Origin of the sequence: Streptomyces sp. NPDC002896, from assembly GCF_040295225.1 — a bacterium.
In the GTDB taxonomy this organism is placed as follows: domain Bacteria; phylum Actinomycetota; class Actinomycetes; order Streptomycetales; family Streptomycetaceae; genus Streptomyces.
The window spans coordinates 198942-222089 of sequence record NZ_JBEOVA010000002.1; the positions used below are offsets into that span (position 1 = coordinate 198942).

Here is a 23148-nt window from a genome sequence, read left to right on the forward strand (position 1 = left end):
ACGGCGTGGCGGGAGCCCGGCGGCGGTGGCGGTGGCCGTGGTTCTGCCGGGGTCAGAGCAACGGACGGCAGTACGGCTCTAGGTCGCCTCCTCGCGGCGCGGTGAGCACAGCGCCCAGATGATGAAGCCGTCCATGACGATCAGCACGATCGACCAGACAGGGGCATAGGGCAGCCAGACGAAGTTGGCGATCATGCTGAGGCCGGCGAGTACCACGCCGGTGACCCGGGCCCAGGGGGCGCCGGTGAACAGCGCGACACCGGCGATGGTGATGACCACACCGAGAATCATGTGGACCCAGCCCCAGCCGGTGAGGTTGAACGCGTACACGAAGCTGTCGTTGACGATAAAGACGTTGTCGTTGGCGATCGCCGCAATGCCCGCGAAGATCGCCATGATGCCGCCGAACACCATCAAAACCGCGGCGGCAGCGGTCCACCCGGTTACCCAGGGACTTACGCCCGCTGCCGCGCGGCCCTGTCCCCTGCCTGCGCCGCTGACATGAGTGGCCATGTCGTGGCTCCTTCCGCAGAAACGCCCTGAGAAGCGCCCGCTCTCTCGGACGGTTGCTCCGAACGTGCCATTGCGTCTCCAGGCTGGCACCGCTCCACCTGCTCGGCATCTCGGCGAGGACCATGCCAGGTGGGGTGCCACGTGCCGCCCCACGTACCTCCTGATCGCAGGCGGTCCGACGGCTGGATCCAGGTGTCGGGCCTGGCCACCGGGGAAGCCGGGGTCGGTGGGAGGCCGGAAAATCTGAAAAGGGCCGAATGGTCCCCTTCGGTGGCCAGTGGGAGCCTGTTCATGTGCCTCTCGGATGCGGGGGAGGCCCTGTAGTCGGCACCCGGACGCGGTGCTTGTGCGGGCGGCTTCGACGGAGGGACGGAGGGTCGGAGGGGGAGGAGGAGGGCGTCATGAAGGCAATGGTTTTCCACGGCCCCGGGCAGTTCGCCTGGGAGGACGTTCCCGATCCCGACGTCGAGGACGCCACCGATGCTGTCGTGCGCGTCGACGTTGTCACCATCTGCGGCACCGATCTGCACATCCTCAAGGGCGACGTGCCGGAGGTGCAGCCCGGTACGGTCCTCGGGCACGAAGCGGTCGGCGAGGTCGTCGAGGTGGGCGGCGACGTACGCTCGGTCCGCCCCGGTGACCGGGTGCTGGTCTCCTGCATCACGGCCTGCGGCCGCTGCCGCTTCTGCCGCGAAGGGATGTACGGGCAGTGCCGCGGCGGCGGGGGCTGGATCCTCGGCCACCTGATCAACGGCACGCAGGCCGAGTACGTCCGCGTGCCCCACGCCGACATGTCCCTGCACGTCCTGCCCGGCGCAATGGACAGCAGGGACGCCGTGCTGCTTGCGGACATCTTCCCCACGGCCTACGAGGTCGGCGTGCTGAAGGGCTGCGTACGCCCCGGGGACACCGTCGCCGTCGTCGGCGCCGGACCCGTCGGGCTCGCCGCGATCGCCGCGGCCGGGCTGTACTCGCCCGAGCGGATCATCGCCGTGGACCTCGCGCCCACCCGCCTCGACGCGGCCAAACACCTCGGCGCCGACGCGGTGGCCGCCCCCGAAGAGGGGCCCGACGAGCTGGTCTCCGACCTCACCGACGGCCTCGGGGCCGACGTGGTCATCGAAGCGGTGGGCGAGCCGGAGAGCTTCGAGCTGTGCACCCGCATGGTGCGCCCCGGCGGGCACGTGGCCAACGTCGGCGTACACGGCAAGCCCGCGACCCTGCATCTCGAAGACCTGTGGATCAAGGACGTGACGATCACCACCGGGCTGGTCGACACGCACTCGACGCCGACCCTGCTGCGCATGCTGGCCGCCGGACGCCTGCCCGTGTCGTCCCTGGTCACGCACACCTTCCCGCCGGACGCCATGGAGGAGGCGTACGACGTCTTCGCCCGGGCCGCCGAGACCGGCGCGCTCAAGGTCGTCCTCGCGGAGCAGCACGACGCCCTGCTGGTCAGAGGGTCCGACGAAAGGAAGTGACCGGCCGTGTCCGAGCAGACGCGTTCGAACGCGGGGTCCGCGGGGGCGAGGACGGCCCGGGGTGACATCGGGCGCCGCATCCAGCGGCGACGCGAGGAACTCGGGCTCACCCGGAAGGGAACGGCCGTCCGGGCGGGCACGGCGCCCGGATATCTGCAGTACCTGGAGGAGAATCCCGCAGCGGCCCCCGGCATCGGCATCCTCATCAGGCTGGCCGACGTTCTGCACACCACGGTGGCCGCCCTGTGCGGCGGCGACGCCGATCTCCCACCGGGCACCGGCCGGGCGGCCTACCACCCCGAGCTGGTCGAGCTGAGCCCCGAGGAGTGCCGGGCGCGGTTGGCCACGCACGGCGTCGGGCGACTCGCGATACCCACCCCCATGGGGCCGGTCATCATGCCGGTCAACTACAGCGTCATCGACGGGGCGGTCGTCTACTGCACCGCGCACGGCACGGAGCCGGCGGCCGCCGCCGGTACCGAGGTCGGCTTCGAGATCGACCGGATCGACGACGCGCTCAGCCAGGGCTGGAGCGTGCTCGTCCGGGGCCACGCCCGGGCCGTGACGGACCCCGATGACGTACGCCGGCTTCAGGAGCGGGCGTACACCGCGCCCTGGGCGGGCGGCGAAAGCGACATGTGGGTGCGGATCGAGACGGTGAGCATCTCCGGCCGGGAGATCGCGGTGCGCGGCTCCTGACGAGGCGGACTACGCGGATGCCCGCGGCCGGGTCCTCTACGGAGCACCCGGCCGCTCGGCGGTCACTGTCAGGCGTGCGGAACGACCGCCACAGGCGCGGCCGCATGGTGCAGCACCGCATGGGCGACCACGCCGAGCCGCATGCCGAGACGGAGGCGGCGTATCCGGCGGCCGACGACCAGGAGCCCGGCCTGGGCTGCGGCGTCCAGCATGACCCCGGACGGGTAGGCCAGGTCGACGGTCTGTTCCACATCGATTTGGGGATACTTCTTCCGCCACGGCTCCAGGACCGCGGCGAGGGCGCGCTCCTTCTGCGCGGGCACGCCTTCCCTCCCGCCGGCGGACATCTCCTCGGCGGATTCGCCGTATCCGTACACGGGCCGCAGACGCCAGGCGTGCACGGCGCGCAGCGTCGCCCCGCGGGCGGCCGCCGCGGCGAACGCGAAGTCCAGCAGCGGTCCGGCGGGCTCGGCGAGATCCTGGACGCCGACGACCACTTCGTCGGCGTCGTGCTCGGCGGTGGACTGCTCGTTGGCCCGCACCATCACCACCGGACCCTTCGCCCTGGCGAGCACCCGCAGGCCGACGGACCCCAGCACGAAGCCGGCGACGGCTCCGTGCCCGCTGGAGCCCAGTACCAGCATCTCGGCGTGCTCCGCGTGCTCCGCCAGTGCCTCGGACGCCGGGCCGGAGAGCTCCTCGGAGGTGATCGTCAGCCCGGGATGACGGGCCCGCAGAGCGAACTCGGCGTCGCTCAGCATGGTGCGGGCCCACTGCTTCTGGGCTTGGAGGTCTCGCGGAGCGGGCATGTCGTGCGCCTGCCAGATCCAGCCGTGCACCAGACGGAGCGCGAGCGAGCGGCGCCGCGCCTCGCGCGCCGCCCAGTCCGCGGCGGCCAGACTCTCGGGGGAACCGTCCACGCCGACGGCGATGGGCAGGTGATCAGACATCGAAGGACACCTCCGCGTCCGGGACGGCCGGTCACCGGCGTCGTCCTCGTCCACTCGCCGTCCAGTATCCGCGCGTCACCGCCGCACCGCTTTCCGCCAACGGCTGCGGGCGTTCGTACGGCTCAGATGACCTTGAGCCGTACCAGCGCGCCGAGCACCAACGCCCCCGGCAGCAGCGGCAGCCAGACCGTGATGATCCGGAACGCCAGGACCACGGCGGTCGCCACGGCCGCCGGCGCGCCCGCCGCGACCAGCGCCACCACGAGCGCGGCCTCGACCGAGCCGAGGCCGCCCGGTGTGGGCACCAGGGCGACCGCGACCGTCGCCGCGAGATACGCGACCGCCATGTGCGCCACCGGAATCCGCAGCCCCAGCGCCTGTCCGACCGCCACGAGAACGGCCGCCTGCAGCGCGGGAAAGGCCAGCGAGCCGCCCCACAGCGCCAGGGCACGGGCCGGCCGGGTGTGCACACCGCGAGCCTCGCCGAGGGCGGTGCGGAGGAAGGAGAACACGGCCGTACGAAGGCGGCGTACGACAAGAAGCACCACGACCGCGGCACAGAGCACCGCACCGGCGGCGGCCAGCAGCGGTCCCACGGCCCCGTCGGGGAGGAGAGTCCCCAGCCGCAGCGCGTTGGGAAACGCGAACAGCAGCATCAGCAGCAGGCCGACGCGGCCGACCGACTCGGCCAGCAGATACAGCGCCAGGGCGGCCGATGAACGGGCGAGCGGCACCCCGCACACCGCCATGAACCGCAGATTCACCGCGCCCGCGCCGAGCCCCGACGGCAGAAGATGGTTCGCCGCGCCCGCCGCGAACTGCGTGGCGAGCAGCCGGAGCGACGGCAGCCGCTCGACCAGCGCGCCCTGCCGTGTGAACGCCGCGGCGACCCACGTGAGACAGGTGGCCCCGACCGCAGCGAGCAACCACGGCCACTCGGCGCCCGCCAGCCTGCGGAACCCCTCCACGAGCACCGGCCAGTGGCGCACCGCGACGACCAGCACCAGGGCCAGGGGAAGCAGGCAGAGCACCTCCCGCACGGGCAGGCGCCGGGGGAGCCCTTCAGGGCGTCGCACTCGTACGGCGGTCACATCGCCAGAGGTTCCCATACCGTCCCAACTCCGGGTTGCGGGCGCGCAGACAGGGGCTGACGTCCGGGTCACGACCTTTCCCCGGCCACTTGACCTCGAGGTTGCTTGAGGTTCTACCGTCCTACTCATGAGCATGGAGACCACCGCCTGGATGCAGCTGCACAGCGTCATGAACGCGCAGCAGGACCGCCGCCCCTTCGCCCGCGCCACACTGCGCCGTATCGCCGCCTTCGCCCGCCCCCACCGGCGGCGCATAGGACTGTTCGTGCTGCTCAGCATCGCCACCGCGCTGCTCGCCGTGGCCACGCCGGTCCTGGCGGGACGCGTCGTCGACGCGATCGTGTCCGGGAAGGACTCCGGCACGGTCGTCCGGCTCGCCGGGCTCATCGCCCTCATCGCGCTCGCCGAGGCGGGGCTCGGCCTGCTCGGCCGCTGGCTGTCGGCGACCCTCGGCGAAGGGCTGATCCTCGATCTGCGTTCGGCGGTCTTCGACCATGTGCAGCGGATGCCGGTCGCTTTCTTCACACGCACACGTACGGGGGCGCTCGTCAGCCGGCTCAACAACGACGTGATCGGCGCGCAGCGGGCGTTCAGCAACACCCTCTCCGGGGTGGTAGCCAACATCGTCACGCTGCTGCTCACGCTCGCCGTCATGCTCACCCTGTCCTGGCAGATCACCCTGCTCGCGCTCGTCCTGCTGCCGATCTTCGTCGTGCCCGCACGCCGTATGGGCAGCCGGATGGCGAAGATGCAGAGGGAGGCAGCCAACCTCAACGCCGCCATGGGCACCCGGATGACCGAGCGGTTCTCGGCACCCGGCGCCACCCTCGTCAAGCTGTTCGGGCGGCCGGACGAGGAGTCCGCCGAGTTCGCTGCCCGCGCCAGCCGTGTACGGGACATCGGCGTGCGCACGGCCATGGCGCAGTCGGCCTTCATGACCGCCCTCACGCTGGTCTCCGCGCTCGCTCTCGCGCTGGTCTACGGCCTGGGCGGGTTCTACGCGCTGCGCGGCAGCCTGGAGCCGGGCGCGGTCGTCTCGCTCGCCCTGCTGCTGACCCGCCTCTACGCGCCGCTCACCTCCCTCGCAGGCGCCCGCGTCGAGGTCATGAGCGCACTCGTCAGCTTCGAGAGGGTCTTCGAAGTCCTCGACCTCAAGCCGCTGATCGAGGAGAAGCCGGACGCCCGGAGCATCCCGGAGGGACCGGTGTCGGTCGAGTTCGACGGCGTCCGCTTCGGCTATCCGTCCGCGGACAAGGTCTCCCTCGCATCCCTCGAGGAGGTCGCCTCGCTGGACACCCGCGGCGGCGCCGAGGTGCTGCACGGCGTCTCCTTCCGCGCCGAGCCGGGCCAGACCGTCGCACTCGTCGGGTCGTCGGGAGCGGGAAAGTCGACCATCGCGCAGCTGCTGCCGCGCCTGTACGACGCCGACGAAGGGGCCGTACGCATCGGCGGAGTCGACGTACGCGACCTGTCCGCCGTGTCCCTGCGCGGGACCCTCGGCATGGTCACCCAGGACGGCCACCTCTTCCACGACACGGTCCGCGCCAACCTGCTGCTCGCCCGGCCCGACGCCGGAGACGACGAACTGTGGGACGTGCTGCGGCGCGCCCGCCTCGAGGACCTCGTCCGCTCGCTGCCCGACGGCCTGGACACCGTGGTCGGCGAACGCGGCTACCGGCTCTCCGGCGGCGAACGCCAGCGCCTGACCATCGCCCGCCTGCTGCTCGCCCGACAGCGCGTCGTCATCCTGGACGAGGCCACGGCCCACCTCGACAACACCTCGGAGGCCGCCGTGCAGGAGGCCCTCACCGAGGCCTTGGACGGCCGCACCGCCGTCGTGATCGCCCACCGGCTGTCCACGGTGCGCGCCGCCGACCTGATCCTCGTCGTCGAGGACGGGCGGATCGTGGAGCGCGGCACCCACGAGGAGCTGCTGGCGGCGGACGGGCGGTATGCGGAACTGCACCGGACGCAGTTCCAGAACGCCGCTGCGGGGGTGACATCAGAAGTGGCGGCGGTGGCCGCCTCTGAAGCGGCATTGGACGCCGCGGAGGACAGGGAGCCCGGGGAGGTCGTTGAGGCGGTTTGAGGGCGGCACATCGGGCGGCAAGCGGCACATCCGGCTGCAATGGGGCAGCCGGATGTGCCGGACCCTGGGAAACCACAGCTCAAAGCTCATTCGTGATCCTCGACACCCTTGACAGTGATACGGCCATCGGCGTGAAGATGTAGCAGTTAACGCACGATGGCGAGCGATTATTGAATTCCGGAGCCGGGTTCACGGGATGGACCGGCCACTCCCGGGGTCGTTCGCAGACACGGGAAAGGCGGGGCTGTGCTCGTCTCTCAGGAACCGGTGAACGACTCCCTCGCGGCCCGCGTGGCGGTCCACCTCATGGACGGCGACGCCTGCGCCCAGGCGCACGGCATCCGCGTCGAAGAAGTGGCCGACGGCTACGCCCGCATGGTCATGACGGTCCGTCCGGACATGCTCAACAGCCACGGGATCTGCCACGGCGGGATGACCTATCTGCTCGCCGACACGGCACTCGCGTACGCGGCCAACGCCGGCAACCACGTCACCGTGTCGACGTCGGCGACCATCTCCTACCCCGCACCCGCCAAGCCCGGCGACGTCCTGACCGCCGAGGCCCGCGCGGCCCACCAGGGTCACCGCTCGGGGGTCTACGACGTCGACGTGCGCACGCAGGACGGCACGCTCGTCGCCCTATACCGGGGCCACTCGCGCCGCATCGGGGGACCGGTCCTGCCCCAGGACCCGGCCTGACCGTCCGGCACGTCCCCCCGCCCCACCGAATCCGCCCCCGTGTCGCCGCCCGGGGGAGGCCCAGCGAAAGGTAACCCGAGCCGCAATGAGCTGGTACGACGACAAACCCTGGATGGTGTTGCACTCCGAGACGGCCCGCCGGGCCGGAACGGCGTCACCCCGTACGGCACTCGAGATGTTCGCCGACGCGGTGGCCGCCGCCCCCGAACGCCCGGCGCTGACCTCCTTCGGCGCGCCGCTGACGTACCGTCAGGTCGATGAGCTGAGCACCGGCGTCGCCGCGTATCTGCTGGAGCGCGGATTCCGCAAGGGCGACCGGCTCGGGCTCTACCTGCAGAACACCCCGCACTTCGTCCTCGCCCTGCTCGGCGCATGGAAGGCCGGGGGCGTCGTCGTACCGCTCAACCCGATGTACCGCCAGGAGCTCGACCACATGCTGCGGGACGCCGGTGTGACCGCCCTGGTCAGCGGCGAGGGCCCATGGGCCGAGCATGTCGGCGCCACGGCCACCGCCGCGGGCGTACGCATCGCCCTCACGGTCCGTGAGTCCGACACGGCGGCCGCCAACGGCCGTGACAGGGGCGCGGTTCCGGCCGGTGAAGGTGCCGACGAAGGTGTCGAGGACCTGCTCGAGGCCGCCCGGTCCCGCACCGGCGCAAATGTCGCCGACCCGGGCACCGTCCCCGACGACATCGGCCTGATCTCCTACACGTCCGGAACCAGCGGCACCCCCAAGGGCGCCACCAACACCCACCGCAACCTCACGGTCAACGCCGCCATGCACCGGCTCTACCTCGGCGTCCCGACGGGCTCCACCGTGCTCGCCATGGCGCCGCTGTTCCATATCACCGGCATGGTCTGCCAGTTGCTCGCCGCGATCGACCTGACCGGCACCCTGGCCCTGTCCGGCCGCTTCGAGCCGGGCGTCATGCTGGAGACGCTCCGTCGCGAACGCCCGGCGTACATGGTCGGCCCCTCCACGGCGTTCATCGCGCTCATGTCCCACCCCGACTTCGAGGCCGACGCCTTCTCCTCGCTGCGCGTCATCCACTCCGGGGGAGCGCCGCTGCCGGAGGCCGTGGTGAGCCGCTTCCGCGACCTCACCGGCCGGCCCATCCTGAACGGGTATGGGCTCACGGAGTGCACGGCCCCCTGCATCAACGTCCCCCCGGGCCGTGAGGCACCCGTCGACCCGGACTCCGGGACCGTCTCGATCGGTCTGCCCATGCCGAGCGTGGGCGCCCGCATCGTCGGCGAGAACGGCGAGGACCTGCCGCCCGGCAGCATCGGCGAGATCGCCGTCGAGGGCCCCATGGTCGTACCCGGCTACTGGAACCGGCCGGACGCGACCGCCGAGGCACTCCCCGGCGGACGGCTGCTCACCGGCGACGTCGGGTTCATGGACGGCGAGGGCTGGTTCTACGTCGTCGACCGCAAGAAGGACATGATCAACGCGTCGGGCTTCAAGGTGTGGCCACGCGAGGTCGAGGACGTCCTCTACACGCACCCCGGTGTCCAGGAGGCCGCCGTGGTGGGGGAGCCCGACGCCTACCGCGGGGAGACCGTCGCGGCATACGTCAGTCTGCGGCCTGGGCACACGGCGACCGCCGAGGACCTGGTCGGGCACTGCCGCGCCCGCCTCGCCGCGTACAAGGCGCCCCGGCGCGTCGAGCTGCTGACGGAGCTGCCGAAGACCACCAGCGGCAAGATCCTCCGGCGCGCACTGCGCCACGCCGCCGCCGGCTGACACCGCTGCCGGCGGACACCGGCGTTCACTGCGGAGGCGGTGCGGGACGGACCAGGCCCGACTGGTAGGCGATGACGACCAGTTGGGCCCGGTCTCGGGCGGCGAGCTTCGTCATGGCGCGGTGGACGTGGGTGCGTACCGTCAGCGGGCTGACGAAGAGCTCCTCGGCGATCTCGTCATTGGACTTGCCCTCCGCGGCAAGCGCCATCACCTCGCGCTCGCGGTCGGTGAGAGCGGCGAGGCGCTCGGGCGGCGCGAGCTGGTTCCCGGGTTCGGGGGTGGCGAGGAAGCGGGTGATGAGGCTGCGTGTCGCCATGGGGGAGAGGAGCGACTCGCCGGCAGCCACGGTGCGGATGCCGGTGAGGAGCTCGTCGGCCCCCACGTCCTTGCCGAGGAAGCCGCTCGCCCCCGCGCGCAGTGCCTGGGCCACGTACTCGTCGGTCTCGAAGGTGGTGAGGATGAGGACGCGGGTGGCGGACAGGTCCGGATCGGCGCAGAGGGCGGCGGTCGCGGCGAGTCCGTCCGTGCCGGGCATGCGGATGTCCATGAGGACGATGTCGGGGCGGTGGGTGCGGGCGAGCTCGACCGCCTCCTTGCCGTCAGCGGCCTCGTCGATCACCTCCATGTCGGCGCAGGAGTCGATCAGGATCCGGAAGGTCGCCCGGAGGAGGGCCTGGTCGTCGGCGAGTAGCACGCGAATGGTCATGTGGTTCTGGCCTCTTCCGGTTCCGTGTCGAAGGGGTGCAGCGGCAGTGCGGTGGTGACTTCGAAACCGCCCTCCGGGCGGTGGCCGGCCTGCAGGTCGCCGCCGACCGAGTGGGCGCGTTCCCGCATGCCGATGAGGCCGAAGCCCTTGCCCGGCGCGGGAGTGGTGGGGGAGGTGGAGGTCCCGTCGTCGGCGACCGTGATGGTCAGCCGGTCGTACGAGTACGTGAGTCGAACGTGCGCCGCCGCCGCGGCAGCGTGCTTGGTGACGTTGGTGAGCGCCTCCTGCACGATTCGGAACGCTGTCAGGTCCACGCCAGGGGAGAGTGGCCGCGGTTCGCCTTCGGTGGTGACCGTGACTTTGAGCCCGGCGGACTCGCATGCGGAGATCAGCTCGGGAAGCCGGGCGAGTCCCGGCGACGGCTCCAGCGACGTGTCGGGGTCGTCCGCCTGGCGCAGGACGCCGACCGTCGCCTTCATCTCGCGCAGCGCCGAGGAGGTCGTGGCGGCGAGATCGTTCAGGATCTTCTGCATCTGCTCGGGATTGGTACGCGCCAGGTGCTTGGCGGTGCCGGCCTGTGCATTGGCCAGGGCCAGATGGTGGGCGACGACGTCGTGCAGCTCGCGGGCGATACGGATGCGCTCCTCGGACACCCGGTGGCGTGCCTCCTCCTCGCGGGTCCGCTCGGCGTACTCGGCGCGGGCCTGAATGGCCCCGACGTAGGCGCGCCGCAGCCGTGACGCGGTGCCGCCGGCGACCGGCACCAGCAGCCAGAAGGCGGGGCCGATCGTCCTGAGCACCAGCGGATGGTTGACGGGGTCGGCGAAGAACGCCGTGACCACCAGCAGTGCGGTGGTGGCGACGGCGTAGACACGTGTGGTCTTCCGGTCGGTGAGAGCGGCCAGCCAGTAGAGCGCTGCCATGACCGGTGCGAGCAGCATGGGGGTGAGCAGGTAGCCCAGTGCGCTCGTGGTCATGGTGCAGACCGCGGACACGACGACCGCTGTACGGGGATGGGTGCGATGCCTCAGCAGGGCGAGGCAGGCGATCCCCGCGAGCAGTACGGCGGGCCACATGCTGGTGGGCTGGTCGGTTTCCGGCGTGGTGAGGGAGCTGCCGAAGACCGCGAGGCCGAACATCACCATGGACACGGCCACTTCCCCGGCACGGGGATAGCGGGCTGCGTACTCCTCCAGGTTGGGGGTCATTCGGGTTCTCCGGTTGGGGGCTTGGACAATGGTGGACGATTCGGTCGGCTGTGGGCCGCCCGTGTGGTTCACATCACGGACGGCCCTCAGCCAGGCCGGGGGTCGTGATCAGACGCGAGCCACCTCCCGGTCGGCCGTGTCACCCGGAGCAGAGGCCGGGTTCGTGGAGTCCCGGCGGCTGAGTGCGTCGCCCTCGACGTCGACGTTCGGCAGGAGCCGGTCGAGCCAGCGGGGTAGGTACCAGGCCTTGTCTCCGAGGAGGGCGAGGATGGCCGGGACGATGGCCATGCGGACGATGAAGGCGTCGAAGAGGACGGCGATGGCGAGGCCGAACCCGATCATCTTGATCATGGATTCCTGGGCGCCGACGAAGCCGGAGAAGACGGCCATCATGATCAGTGCGGCGGCGACCACCACGCGGGCGCTGTAGCGGAAGCCGGTGACGATGGCCTGGGCGGGCCGGTCACCGTGGACGTACGCCTCGCGCATCCGGGAGACCAGGAACACCTCGTAGTCCATGGCGAGGCCGAAGACGATGCCGACGAGGAAGATCGGCATGAGGCTCATGATGGGGCCGGTCTGTTCGACGCCGAGGAGGTCGGCGCCGTGGCCCTGCTGGAAGACGGCGATGACCGAGCCGAGGGCGGCCAGGACGGAGAGGAGGAAGCCGAGGGCTGCCTTGAGGGGGACGAGGAGGGAGCGGAAGACCAGCAGGAGCAGGACGACGGCCAGGCCTACGACGACGGCGAGGTAGGGGATGAGGGCGTCCTGGACCTTCTGGGCGACGTCGATGTTCAGGGCGGTGGTGCCGGTGACCTCGAAGCTCGCCCCCGCTCGGCTCTCGATGGCGGGCCGGTTGTCGCGGATGGTGTGGACGAGGGTTTTGGTCTTCTCGTCTGTGGGGCTGGTGGTGGGGATGGCGGTGAAGACGGCGGTGTCGCCGTCGGGGTTGAAGCGGGCGGGGGAGACGGAGACGACTCCGTCAGTGGCCGCGATCTTCTTGGCGATGGTGGACACGGCCGTCTTCGGGTGCTCGGCCGCACGGGCGTCGACGACGATGGTCAGCGGTCCGTTGAAGCCGGGGCCGAAGCCGTCGGCGAGGGCGTCGTAGGCGCGGCGTTCGGTGGTGGAGGTGGGCTTCGCCTCGTCGCCGGGCATGCCGAGCTGGAGGTCCATGACGGGGGTGGCGATGGCGCCCAGGCCCACGACACCGAGCAGCAGCACGGGGAGGGGGTGGCGCACCACGATCCGGGCCCAGCGGCTGCCGCCGTTGTGTGCGTCGGCGGGCTGGATCGTGCCGCGTTTGCGAGCGGAGCGTGACAGGGCGGCGTTGGGCCAGAACCCGAGGATGGCGGGTACGAGGGTGAGGGAGATCAGGACGGCGATGACGACGGCGCCGGCGGCGGCCAGGCCCATCTTGGTGAGCATCGGGATGCCGACCACCGACAGCCCGGCGAGGGCGATGACGACGGTGAGCCCGGCGAAGACGACTGCCGATCCGGCCGTACCGGCGGCCAGACCGGCCGCTTCCCGGGGTGCGTGGCCCTTGGCGCGCTCTTCCCGGTAGCGGGAGACGACGAAGAGGGCGTAGTCGATGCCGCAGGCCAGGCCCAGCATGGTGGCCAGGGTGCCGGTCGTCTCCGAGAGCCCGAAGGCGCTGCCCAGGGCGAGGATGGCGGCCATGCTGATGCCCACGCCGAGGATGGCGGTCAGCAGAGGCAGCCCGGCGGCGGCCAGTGAGCCGAAGGTGATCAGCAGGACGACGGCGGCGATGGCGATGCCGATGACCTCGGCCGGCCCGCCCGCCGCGGGCTGGGTGGCCAGCGCGTTCCCGCCGACCTCGACGGTCAGGCCGGCGTCGCGGGCCTGGTCGATGGCGTGCTGAAGGTGGTTCTTGGCGGCGTCGGTGAGATCGTCGGCCTTGGCCTTGAAGGTGACGGTGGCGTAGGCGGTGGAGGCGTCCTTGCTGACGGCCTTGGCCTGGAAGGGGTTCACCGCGGCGGCGACCTGGGAGCCGTCGGCCGCCTCGGTCACGGTCTTCTTGATCACTACGCGGTTGTCGGCCGCGGTGATCTTCTCGCCGGTCGGAGCGACGAAGACGATCCGGGCGACCGCCGCGTCGGCCGTGGAGCCGGGGAAGCGCTGCTCGAGCAGGTCGAAGGCCTTCTGCGACTCGATGCCCGGCATGGAGAAGCCGTCGTCGGGAGCGGCGGGCGCCTTGGCGGCGGCGAAGCCGACGGCGGTCAGCACCGCCACCCACAGCAGGGTGACGAACCAACGCCACCGGAAGGCCACACGGCCCAGTCGGTACAGGAAAGCAGCCACGGCAGGAGGCCTCCACATCTGGTTTCGGGACCTCCACAGGTTCTCCGGCCAGGGCCCGTCGCGTCGTCGTGCGCCTACCGACAATCCCGGCTACTGAGAACGCAGTACGCCGGGCGTCCGCACGTCCTCCGGGGGCACGACCGCCCCGCCTTCTCTTGACCACGGGGCGGGTGCTCAGAGACCCGGGCGGGCTGGAAGATCCAGCCCGCCCGAGTCTCTCGGCGGTGTGGGTCGGGGCCGGTCACGCCCAGGGCGTGACCGCCGTGAACGAGCTGTCCGCGCGGAAGGTGTCCGAGTCCTGATAGAGGTCCACCCGCAACTCGAAGTTGTAGTGGCGCAGATAGCGGCCCGGGTAGTTGTACGACTCCAGCCGCACGGAGCCGCCGGCCGTGCCGGGGCGGGCGCAGAACGTCGCGTCCTTGTTGAACGTCGACGTGCCGTTGCTCGTGTCGAAGCGGGCCCGGAACGCGTAGTGCCTCAGATAGCGGCCGGCCGAGTCGCGGAAGGAGTAGCAGTTGGCGTCGGCCAGGCCGGGCACGATCGTCCACGTGGCGCTCTGCTTGACGGCCGCAGTGCTGGAGGACGTCACCGGGTCGACATAACCGAGGCTGTCCGAGCGGACGACGCCGTAACGGCTCGGCTAGTTCACCGACTGCAGCGACCGCGAGGTGTTCGTCGGGAGGGTGACTCCGCCGGCGACCGTCTCCTTGAGCACGGTGAGATGACGTACGAAGCCGGTCAGCCCGGGCAGTTCGGTGGGCGTCGACCAGGTGGCGAAGTTGTCGTAGCTGTCGCTGTACCAGTACTTCCCTGCGGAGTACCCGTCGAAGTAGATCCGCCAGCCGCCGTTGTCGAGCTGGACCAGAGCCGGGCCCTCGACGCCGGAGCCGAAGCCCGCCCAGTTGCCCGTCTTCCGCAAGGTGTACGGGCCGGTGAGGCTGGAGGCGGTGGCGTACTCGATGTACTTCGTCGTCTCGTTCTTGGTGAACGCGTGGTACGTGGAGCCGATCTTGACGATGAAGGTGTCGATGTAGTTCGGACCGATGCCGGACAGCAGCGTCGGAGCGGACCAGGCCGTCAGCGATGCGTTGGTCGCGGTGAGCTTGTACGGCTTGAAGATCCACTCGCCGTCGGCCGCGACGGAAGCCGACAGGATGATGTTGACGCTGCCGTCCGTGTCGACGAACCACTCGGGCGCCCAGGCGCGCTGCAGACCGCTGATGGGGACCGTGTAGTCGTACAGGAATGTCCAGTTGAGGCGGTCGGTGGAGCGGGCGAAGCCGATGGTGGTGGACAGCGCGGACCAGGTGCGGGTGGTGTAGGTCAGGTAGTAGTAGCCGTCGGTGTGCTTGAAGATGCTGGGGTCACGGATCAGGCCGGACGGCGGGGTGTACGCCGGGCCCTTCCGGAGCGTGAAGCCGGTGGCGTCGGGCGAGTCGTAGACGTACATGTTGGACTCGCTGCTGTTGGTGAACGCGGTCATCGTGTACCGCGTCGCCGAACCCGGCGCCGGGTGCGCAGCCTGCGCGGCAGGGGCGGTGATGCCGAGCAGCACGGCCGCCAGGGTTGCGACGAGGGCGAGCAGGCCTCGCATGGGTCTCTTCATTGAAACCTCCTTGTGGAAAAGGGCCCTGAATACGCGTCACTCGGCGTAGAAGGTCGCGTCAGCCTTGGCGGTCGTCGTGTCGGCGGGCTGGACGTAGAGCAGGTAGTCGTAATGCCGGATGTAGCGGCCCGGGTAGTTGTACGACTCGAAGGAGACCCCGGCGGCCGTGTCGGCGAGGCCCGCGCGCTGGTTGAAGCTGGCGTCGTTCTTGAAGGTCGTGGTCCCGTCGTTCTTCTCCACCCAGACCTCGAAGTTCTTGTGGCGGAGGTAGTAGCCGGGGTAGTTGGCCGATTCGAGGGAGACGGTGCCGCTCCCGGCGAGGCCGGTCACCACGCGGAACTGGGAGTCGGCGAGGTTGGTGACGTTGGGTTCGAGCTTGCCGCGGAACTCCCAGTGGCGGATGAACCGGTCGGGGAAGTTGTACGAGGAGAAGCGGACCGGGGTGGCGCCGTCGGCGACGGGGATGCCGAAGTTGGGCGTGCCGTCGGCGTTCCAGTACAGCTTCTGGATGCGGGTGCGGCGGTTGGGGTCGTTCAGAGGGTCGCCGGAGATGTCCTTGTAGTTGCGGTCGTGGTAGACGAGGATGTCCGACTTGCCGTCCTCGGAGACGGTGAACGAGTTGTGGCCGGGGCCGTACTGGCCGGTGGCGTCGTTGCTCTTGAAGACCGGCTGCTGGCTCTTGCTCCAGGAGGCGGGGTCGAGCAGATCGGCCGAGGCGGATGCGGTCAGCAGGCCGAGGCAGTAGTTGCTGTCGGTGGCGCTGGCCGAGTAGCTCATGAAGACCTTGCCGTTCTTCTGGATGACGGCCGGACCTTCGTTGACCTTGTAGCCGACGGTCTCCCAGGACAGCGTGGGCTGGGAGATCTCCGCCGGAGTGCCGCTGATGGTCCAGGGGTTGGACATCTTGGCGATGAACAGGCTGGTGTTGTTGTTCTCCGCGGGATTGCGCTGGGCCCAGGCCAGATAGCGCACGCCACCCACGACGAACGTCGTGGAGTCGAGCGAGAAGCTCTCCCACTGCGTCTTGATCTGTCCCTTCTCGGTCCAGGTGCCGGTCAGGGGGTTCGCGGCCGAGCTCTCCAGTACGTACATCCGGATGGCCCACTGGTCACTGGTCGACCCGGCGGCGAAGTACACGTACCACTTGCCGTCGATGAAGTGGATCTCCGGCGCCCAGATGTGGGCGCCCATGACGCCGCTGGCATGCTTGGTCCAGATGGTGGTCTCAGGGGCCGTGGACAGGCCCTGGAGGGTGGTGGCCCGGCGCAGGACGATCTTGTCGTACGCGGGGACGGTTGCGGTGAAGTAGTAGTAGCCGTCGGTGTGCTTGTAGATGTGCGGGTCGGCGCGCTGTTCGGCGATCGGGTTGGTGAACGTCACGGCGGGCGAGGCGGGCGCGGCCGCGTGCGCAGGGGTTCCGGTGGTCAGTACGGCGAGTGCGGCGAGCACAGCCGTCACCACACGGGCGATGAGGCGTCTCATGGGGGGTGGCGTCTCCTGGTTCGGGTGGTGAAGCGAGATTCAGGTGATGCGACTCAGGTGGTGGGGCGAAGCTGCCACTGCTGGCAGTTGTTGTTGAGCCAGGTCCACTGGCGTACGTCGGTGCCGTCGGCGGTACCGCAGTTGGCGACGTCCGCGACCTTGCCGCTGTTCGCGTTGACGATCCGCACGTAGTTACCGGTGGCCGTGTACACGAGGCGGGACTTCTGGCAGTTGTTGTTCAGCCAGGACCACTGGCGGATGTCGGCGCCGTCGGCAGTCGAGCAGTCGGCGGTGTCCACGACCTTGCCGGTGGCCACGTTCACCAGTCGGCTGGTGTCGTTGCCGAGGTCCTCGATCCGCCACTTCTGGTTGGCCCCGCCGGTGCAGGTCCACTGGAAGATGTTGGTGCCGTCCGCGGTGTTGCCGCCCTCCACATCCAGGCACTTTCCGCTGTTGCGGTTCACCAGCGTGTACGCCGTCGGCGTCGCCGCCGTCTCCCCCGAAGGACCCGCGAGGGTGGTTCCGGTCGCGACCGGCGTGCCGAAGTTCGGCGTACCGTCGGCGTTCCACGTGAACTTCTGCGCCCGCGTCGTACGGCCGTTGCCGCAGCCGCCGCTCGCGGAGTCGTTGGCGTGGTAGACGATCCAGTTCTCGGTGCCGTCCGGCGACGTGAAGAACCCGTTGTGCCCCGGCCCGTACACCCCGGCCGCGTCGTTGCGCTGGAACACCGGGCTCTGCTTCTTCGTCCAGGCAGCGGGATTGAGCGGGTCGCTGCCCGTCAGTTCCAACTGGCCCAGCTTGTAGTCCGCGGTCTGGCAGGAGCTTGCCGAGTAGGTGAGGAACGTCCTGCCGCCGTGGTACAGCGGCTGGGGACCCTCGTTGACCGGGCTGCCGGACGTCTCCCAGCTCAGAGTCGGGCTGGAGATGATGGTGAACGTGGAGCTGCTCAGCGTGTACGGGTTGCTCATCGGCGCGATGACCAGGCTCTGCGTACTGCCGTTGATGAAGCCGCTGCCCACCAGGTACAGGCTGTTGCCGTGCTGCAGGACGCTGGCGTCGATGAGCCAGCCGCCGGGGTCGAGATTGGAGCCGGTGAGCTGGTTCTTGAAGGTGTACGGGCCCATCGGGTCGGTGCCCGCGCTCTCCAGGACGTAGGTGCGCTGGGAGTCGCAGCAGGCGACACCGCTCTGCCCGGCGGAGTAGTACAGGTACCAGTGGCCGTCGAAGAAGTGGATCTCCGGTGCCCAGAAGTTGGTGTTCCGGGTGGACGTGGTGTCGCTCCAGACCTGGACGCTGGGTGCCGTGGAAAGCCCGGCCAGCGTCGGTGACTTACGCATCGTCAGCACGCCGGTGAAGGACGTGGTGACCAGGTAGTAGTTGCCGTTGTAGTACTCCAGCCAGGGGTCGGCGCCCTTCACCGACTTGATGGGGTTCGTGTACGGCCGCCCCTCCGCGGCGGCCGCCGGCTGGACGACGACCGGAACGAACATCGCCAGAAGTGCGGCCATGAGGGTGAGCCAGTGACGGGTGCGGAACACGCGGGTCCCCTTCTCTGACGGCACGAATGCCCGAAATTTCGAACAATGTGCGTAACTTCGAGCAGAAGATAGGGACGGGTGGTGTACGCGTCAACAGTTCTGACAGATTTGGTTTTCTCGGTTTTCCGTTGCGTAAAGGACCGGGTGTTGTCACGGACGACGTGCACCTGGCGGACTGGCTGACGGCGAACGGCGTGCCGGCCGCGACCTTCGACGGGCTGCTGTCCGGCCGCGACGCGCCGCCGCCCCGGGCCGTCGCGGTGCCGCTGGACTAGCCGGTCGCGTCGACACGTCCCTTTCGGTTTCGGGGACACTCGGATCGACTCGGTACTCGTTGCCAAACACCGCGATTGAAAGGCGCCAGAGTCGACCAATTCGCCGAGGCGGCCGAAATCGCCGAAGAAATGCGGATAGCCGTGCCTCCGTGGAGATCGAGCGTCAACAAGGCGGCGCGCATCCTCCTGGAGGCCCTGCACGAGCCGCGTAGCGAGCAGGATCTGGTAGACCATCCTCGCCGACGCGGCCGACTGCGACACCGACGACGCCGTCGCGCCAGTCGCCCGGCTCGTCGACGAACTCACGGCCTTCGGCTGGATCGAGACCAGCAGCACGACCGCCGACGTGTCCTCGTAGACGCTGCACGGCACTGGCGACGTCCTCGGCGACTACCTCCGCGTACGCTTCTGGCGGGACGTCACCATTGGAATGGGAGGGCACTGCGGTGCAGGGAACGGTCACGGCTGTCAGCAGCAACAGCGAATACTCGTTCACCAAACCGAACCGGGACGGCATCACGTTGCTTGCCGGGCTCGGTGTCGAGGGAGACGTACACGCCGGGGTGACGGTCAAGCACCGTTCGCGGGTCGCCCAGGACCCCACTCAGCCCAACCTGCGGCAAGTGCACCTCATCCACGAGGAGCTCTTCGCCGAAGTCGCCGAGGAGGGGTTCAAGGTGTCCCCGGGACAGCTCGGCGAGAACATCACCACCAGCGGCATCGACCTGCTCGGTCTGCCCGTCGGCACGGTGCTGCACATCGGCGAGGAAGCGACCGTGGAGGTGACCGGCCTGCGCAACCCCTGCCTGCAGATCGACGCCTTCCAGATCGGCCTGCTGAAGCAGGTGGTCGGCCGCGACGAATCCGGCAACGTCGTACGCAAAGCCGGAATCATGGGCATCGTCCTGCGGGGCGGCGAGATTCGGCCCGGCGACACGATCCGCGCCGAGCTCCCGGCCGAGCCGCATCGGCCGCTCGATCGGGTCTGATCCCGCTTCCCAGTGAGATGAGATGGGGCCCGGTCCCGCAGGACCGGGCCCCATCTCATGGGGGTGCGGCGCGGTGACCGTCCCCGCTCAGGTCTTCTTACGCGCCGTCATCGCGCGCTGAATCAGAATGAACACGCACAGCAGCACACCCGTGGCGATCTTCGTCCACCAGGAGCTGAGCGTGCCCTCGAACTGGATGATGCTCTTGATCAGGCCGAGGACGAGCACACCGAACAGGGTGCCCAGCACATAGCCGGTGCCGCCCGTGAGCAGCGTGCCGCCGATGACCACCGCCGCGATCGCGTCGAGTTCCATGCCGGTGGCGTGCAACGGGTCACCGGACTGGATGTACAGGGTGAACAGCAGTCCGGCGAGCGCCGAGCAGAAACCGCTCACCGTGTACACGGCGATCTTCGTGCCGCCCTGCGGAAGACCCATCAGCAGGGCGGACTGCTCGTTGCCGCCGATGGCGTACACCCGGCGTCCGAAGCGGGTGTAGTGCAGGACGTAGAACGCGGCGCCTAGGACGACCAGGGACACGATCGCGCCGACCGACAGGAATCCCGCGCCCAGCGACACCTGTGCCTGGGCCATGCTGCTCACGGAGGAGTCGCTGATGGAGATCGACTCCTTGCTGATGACCAGGCACAGGCCGCGGAAGAGGAAGAGGCCGGCGAGAGTCACGATGAAGGGCTGGATCTCGAAGTTGTGGATCACATAGCCCATCAGGAAACCGCCGAAGGCGCCCACAGCCAGGGCCATGGGGATGACGAGCATGATGGGCAGACCCTGACGCTCCACCAGCCACGCGGTGAACATGGTCGTGAAGCCGATGACCGAGCCGACGGATAGGTCGATCCCGCCGGACAGGATGACGAAGGTGGCACCCACGGCGGCGACCAGCAGATAGCCGTTGTCGATGAACAAGTTCAGGAAGACCTGCGCTTCGGCGAACCCGTAGTTCTGGTACCGGCTCAGCCCGGCGGCGTACATCAACAGGAACAGCGCGGCCGTCACCAGGACGGGCAGGCGCCGGTCGCCGAGCAGTCGCGCGGTCTTGCTTGTCGGGCGGCTGTCCGCCGCCGGGCGCCTCTGGGTGGTCGCACTCACGACGACACCTCCATCTTGGGTGCGGCCTCGGTCGTCCCGGCGGTCTCCGCCGGGGCCGCGGCCCGCTTACCGCCTGCCTTCGCGCCGAGGACCTTGGCGCGGAACTTCGGGGACTGCAGCAGGCAGACGACGATGACGACGGCGGCCTTGAAGACCAGGTTGGTCTGGGTTGGCACGCCGATGGTGTAGATCGTGGTGGTCAGGGTCTGGATGACCAGGGCTCCGACGACCGTGCCGCCGATGGAGAACCGGCCGCCCAGCAGCGAGGTGCCGCCTATGACCACCGCCAGGATCGCGTCCAGCTCGATCCACAGACCGGCGTTGTTGCCGTCGGCGGCCGAGGTGTTGGAGCTGATCATCAGGCCCGCGATGCCCGCGCACAGCGCGCAGAACACATAGACCATGATCTTGATCCGCCGGGACCTGATACCGACCAGGCGGCTGGCCTCGGCGTTGCCTCCGACCGACTCGACGAGCAGCCCGAGAGCCGTGCGGCGGGTCAGCACCACGGTGACGGCCACGACGACGGCCACCACGAAGATGGAGAACGGCAGCGTCAGCCAGTAGCCGCCGCCGATCAGCTTGTACGGCTCGCTGTTGACGGTGATGATCTGCCCGTCGGTGATCAGCTGGGCCACACCGCGCCCGGCGACCATGATGATCAGCGTGGCGATGATCGGCTGGATGCCCATCCTGGCGACCAGGAAGCCGTTCCACAGGCCGCAGACGAGCGCGGCAAGGAGCGCGAGGCCCATCGCGAGCAGCACCCCGGAGAGGGCGCTCTGGTCGGCCTGGTCGCTGACGTAGGAGCAGGCCAGCGCCCCGGCGATCGCGACCACCGCACCGACGGAGAGGTCGATGCCGCCGGTGGCGATCACCAGCGTCATGCCGACCGCCACCAGGATCAGGGGCGAGCCGAACAGCACGATCGAGACGAGGCTGCCGTAAAGGTGGCCGTTCGACATCTTGACCGAGAAGAAGTCCGGGGTGAAGGGGACGTTGACGAGCAGCAGCACGACCAGGACCGCGACCGGCCAGAACAGCTGGTGGTGCGTCAGCGCTCGCCATCGGGAAGTGGTGGTCACTGGTGCTCTCCGCTCGCGATGGTCTCCAGGATCCGGCTGGTGGTGATATCGGGCCCGTTGGCGAGCTGCGCCACCAGCCGGCGGTCGCGCAGCACTCCGATGGTGTGACTGAGCCGGAGTACCTCCTCCAGCTCCGCCGCGATGTACAGCACGGACATGCCGTCCTCGGAGAGCGAGACCACGAGTTTCTGGATCTCCGCCTTCGCGCCGATGTCGATGCCGCGCGTCGGCTCGTCCAGGATCAGCAGCTTCGGCTGGGTGATCAGCCAGCGGGCCAGCAGCACCTTCTGCTGGTTCCCGCCACTGAGCTGACCGACGCGGGCCTCCGGGTTGGCAGGGCGGATGTCCAGCGCCCTGATGTACTTGGCGACGAGTTCGTCGCGCTGGGAGACCGGGATGGGCCGTGTCCAGCCGCGCGCCGCCTGCAGGGCGAGGATGATGTTCTCCCGCACCGTCAGATCCGGTACGAGGCCCTCGGTCTTGCGGTTCTCCGAGCAGAACGCGATGCCCGCGCCGATCGCGTCGTTCGGGGCGCTCATCGAGACCTGCTTGCCGCCGACCGTCACCTTGCCGCTGTCCGGCTGGTCGGCGCCGAAGAGCAGCCGGGCGAGTTCGGTACGGCCCGACCCGAGCAGACCGGCGAGCCCGATCACCTCGCCCTTCTTGATCTCCAGGTCGAAGGGGGCGATGCCGCCGGTCCTGCCGAGGCCGTCCGCCTGGAGCAGCGGCTCACCGACGTCGGAGTGCAACTGGTGGTCGTGGAGCTCCTCCAGCTGGTCCAGGGCCTTGCCGATCATCAACTGGACGAGACCGACCTGGTCGAGGTCGGTGACCATGTGCTCGCCGACCAGGGTGCCGTTGCGCAGTACGGTCATCCGGTCGCAGACCTCGTAGATCTGGTCGAGGAAGTGCGAGACGAACAGGATCGCGACGCCCTCCTCCTTCAACCTCCGCATCAGAGCGAAGAGTTCGAGGACCTCGTCGCGGTCGAGGCTGGATGTCGGCTCGTCCAGGATCAGCACCTTGGTGCCCGATCCCTCGCCGCGGTCGCTTGTGCCCACCGACCGTACGATCGCGACGAGTTGCTGTACGGCGAGCGGGTACGAGGACAGGGGTGCGGTGACGTCGATGTCGAGGCCGAGCCGGTCGACCAACTCCGCTGCCTTCCGGCGCAGTTGCTTCCACTGGATGCGGCCCGCGCGGGTCGGTTCGCGTCCGATGAAGATGTTCTCCGCCACCGACAGGTTGGGGCAGAGGTTGACCTCCTGGTAGACCGTGCTGATACCGGCCTGCTGCGCCTGCAGGGGGCTGGCGAACCGCACGGACTGCCCGTCGAGGGTGATCGTGCCGCCGTCCAGGGAGTGGACCCCGGTCAGCACCTTGATGAGGGTGGACTTCCCGGCGCCGTTCTCGCCGAGCAGGGCGTGGATCTCGCCGGGGAAGAGCCGGAAGTCGACACCCGACAGAGCCCGTACCCCCGGAAACTCTTTGACTATGCCCGTCATCTCCAGGACGGGCCGCGGCTCTGCCATGGCAGCGCTCCTCATGGATTTCG

The 23148-nt window shown here is 69.4% G+C and carries 18 protein-coding genes and 1 pseudogene; 7 read left to right on the plus strand and 12 right to left on the minus strand.

The features are described from left to right. Positions 1–78: 78 nt before the first annotated feature. Positions 79–513, minus strand: coding sequence for a DUF7144 family membrane protein (locus tag ABT009_RS03125; protein ID WP_351288930.1), 435 nt, complete (start codon positions 511–513; stop codon positions 79–81). Positions 514–914: 401 nt separating this feature from the next. Between ABT009_RS03125 and ABT009_RS03130 the strand changes: the two genes are divergently transcribed. Continuing rightward, positions 915–1994 carry a zinc-dependent alcohol dehydrogenase family protein gene (locus ABT009_RS03130; RefSeq protein WP_351288932.1) on the plus strand — a complete coding sequence of 360 codons (1080 nt, stop codon included), beginning with the start codon at positions 915–917 and terminating at the stop codon, positions 1992–1994. A gap of 6 nt (positions 1995–2000) precedes the next feature. After that, positions 2001–2693: a helix-turn-helix domain-containing protein gene (locus ABT009_RS03135; RefSeq protein ID WP_351288934.1), complete on the plus strand. Its 693-nt coding sequence runs from the start codon at positions 2001–2003 to the stop codon at positions 2691–2693. 68 nt (positions 2694–2761) lie between these two features. Here ABT009_RS03135 and ABT009_RS03140 read toward each other — a convergent pair whose 3' ends face one another. Both ABT009_RS03140 and ABT009_RS03145 read right to left on the minus strand, forming a co-directional pair. Further along, positions 2762–3643: a universal stress protein gene (locus ABT009_RS03140; RefSeq protein ID WP_351288936.1), complete on the minus strand. Its 882-nt coding sequence runs from the start codon at positions 3641–3643 to the stop codon at positions 2762–2764. A gap of 122 nt (positions 3644–3765) precedes the next feature. Beyond that, the gene (locus ABT009_RS03145; protein ID WP_351288938.1) at positions 3766–4752 is read right to left on the minus strand and encodes a lysylphosphatidylglycerol synthase transmembrane domain-containing protein; all 987 of its coding nucleotides are present in this window, start codon (positions 4750–4752) and stop codon (positions 3766–3768) included. Between the two features lie 115 nt (positions 4753–4867). Here ABT009_RS03145 and ABT009_RS03150 point away from each other — a divergent pair, with 115 nt between their 5' ends. The 3 genes from ABT009_RS03150 to ABT009_RS03160 all read left to right on the plus strand — a co-directional run bounded on the left by ABT009_RS03150 (position 4868) and on the right by ABT009_RS03160 (position 9269). Further along, positions 4868–6823, plus strand: a complete 1956-nt coding sequence (locus ABT009_RS03150; RefSeq protein WP_351289516.1) for an ABC transporter ATP-binding protein — start codon at positions 4868–4870, stop codon at positions 6821–6823. Between the two features lie 246 nt (positions 6824–7069). Continuing rightward, positions 7070–7522: a hydroxyphenylacetyl-CoA thioesterase PaaI gene (gene paaI / locus ABT009_RS03155; protein ID WP_351288940.1), complete on the plus strand. Its 453-nt coding sequence runs from the start codon at positions 7070–7072 to the stop codon at positions 7520–7522. A gap of 85 nt (positions 7523–7607) precedes the next feature. Further along, the gene (locus tag ABT009_RS03160; protein WP_351288942.1) at positions 7608–9269 is read left to right on the plus strand and encodes an AMP-binding protein; all 1662 of its coding nucleotides are present in this window, start codon (positions 7608–7610) and stop codon (positions 9267–9269) included. A 25-nt stretch (positions 9270–9294) separates the two neighbouring features. Here the strand turns inward: ABT009_RS03160 and ABT009_RS03165 are convergent, their stop codons facing one another. The 6 genes and pseudogenes from ABT009_RS03165 to ABT009_RS03190 form a co-directional block, all read right to left on the minus strand. Then, positions 9295–9975, minus strand: a complete 681-nt coding sequence (locus ABT009_RS03165; protein ID WP_351288944.1) for a response regulator transcription factor — start codon at positions 9973–9975, stop codon at positions 9295–9297. Next, a complete protein-coding gene (locus ABT009_RS03170; protein ID WP_351288946.1) occupies positions 9972–11183 on the minus strand; it encodes a sensor histidine kinase in 1212 nt (403 codons plus the stop codon). Before ABT009_RS03170 ends, ABT009_RS03165 begins: the two co-directional genes overlap by 4 nt. A 108-nt stretch (positions 11184–11291) precedes the next feature. Next, on the minus strand, positions 11292–13508 hold the full coding sequence (locus ABT009_RS03175) for an MMPL family transporter (protein ID WP_351288948.1): 2217 nt from the start codon (positions 13506–13508) through the stop codon (positions 11292–11294). A 241-nt stretch (positions 13509–13749) separates the two neighbouring features. Next, a pseudogene (locus ABT009_RS03180) lies at positions 13750–15114 on the minus strand (glycoside hydrolase family 43 protein). A 36-nt stretch (positions 15115–15150) separates the two neighbouring features. Beyond that, positions 15151–16596, minus strand: a complete 1446-nt coding sequence (locus ABT009_RS03185; protein ID WP_351288950.1) for a family 43 glycosylhydrolase — start codon at positions 16594–16596, stop codon at positions 15151–15153. A 53-nt stretch (positions 16597–16649) separates the two neighbouring features. Further along, positions 16650–18104 carry a family 43 glycosylhydrolase gene (locus ABT009_RS03190; RefSeq protein ID WP_351289518.1) on the minus strand — a complete coding sequence of 485 codons (1455 nt, stop codon included), beginning with the start codon at positions 18102–18104 and terminating at the stop codon, positions 16650–16652. A 56-nt stretch (positions 18105–18160) separates the two neighbouring features. On the opposite strand from ABT009_RS03190, the gene ABT009_RS03195 reads away from it, so the two are divergent. Further along, positions 18161–18409 (plus strand): hypothetical protein, encoded by a 249-nt coding sequence (locus tag ABT009_RS03195; RefSeq protein WP_351288952.1) that lies wholly within the window; start codon positions 18161–18163, stop codon positions 18407–18409. Positions 18410–18855: 446 nt separating this feature from the next. After that, a complete protein-coding gene (locus ABT009_RS03200; protein ID WP_351288954.1) occupies positions 18856–19398 on the plus strand; it encodes an MOSC domain-containing protein in 543 nt (180 codons plus the stop codon). An 87-nt stretch (positions 19399–19485) separates the two neighbouring features. On the opposite strand, the gene yjfF is transcribed toward ABT009_RS03200, so the two are convergent. Genes yjfF through ABT009_RS03215 form a run of 3 tightly spaced genes read right to left on the minus strand, consistent with a single transcriptional unit; the run spans position 19486 to position 23125 of the window. Further along, a complete protein-coding gene (gene yjfF, locus ABT009_RS03205; RefSeq protein ID WP_351288956.1) occupies positions 19486–20508 on the minus strand; it encodes a galactofuranose ABC transporter, permease protein YjfF in 1023 nt (340 codons plus the stop codon). Beyond that, entirely contained in the window at positions 20505–21593 is a 1089-nt protein-coding gene (locus ABT009_RS03210; RefSeq protein ID WP_351288958.1) for an ABC transporter permease, read from the minus strand. The genes yjfF and ABT009_RS03210 overlap by 4 nt, the downstream gene beginning before the upstream one ends. Further along, positions 21590–23125 (minus strand): sugar ABC transporter ATP-binding protein, encoded by a 1536-nt coding sequence (locus ABT009_RS03215; protein WP_351288960.1) that lies wholly within the window; start codon positions 23123–23125, stop codon positions 21590–21592. The genes ABT009_RS03210 and ABT009_RS03215 overlap by 4 nt, the downstream gene beginning before the upstream one ends. Between the last annotated feature and the right edge of the window lie 23 nt (positions 23126–23148).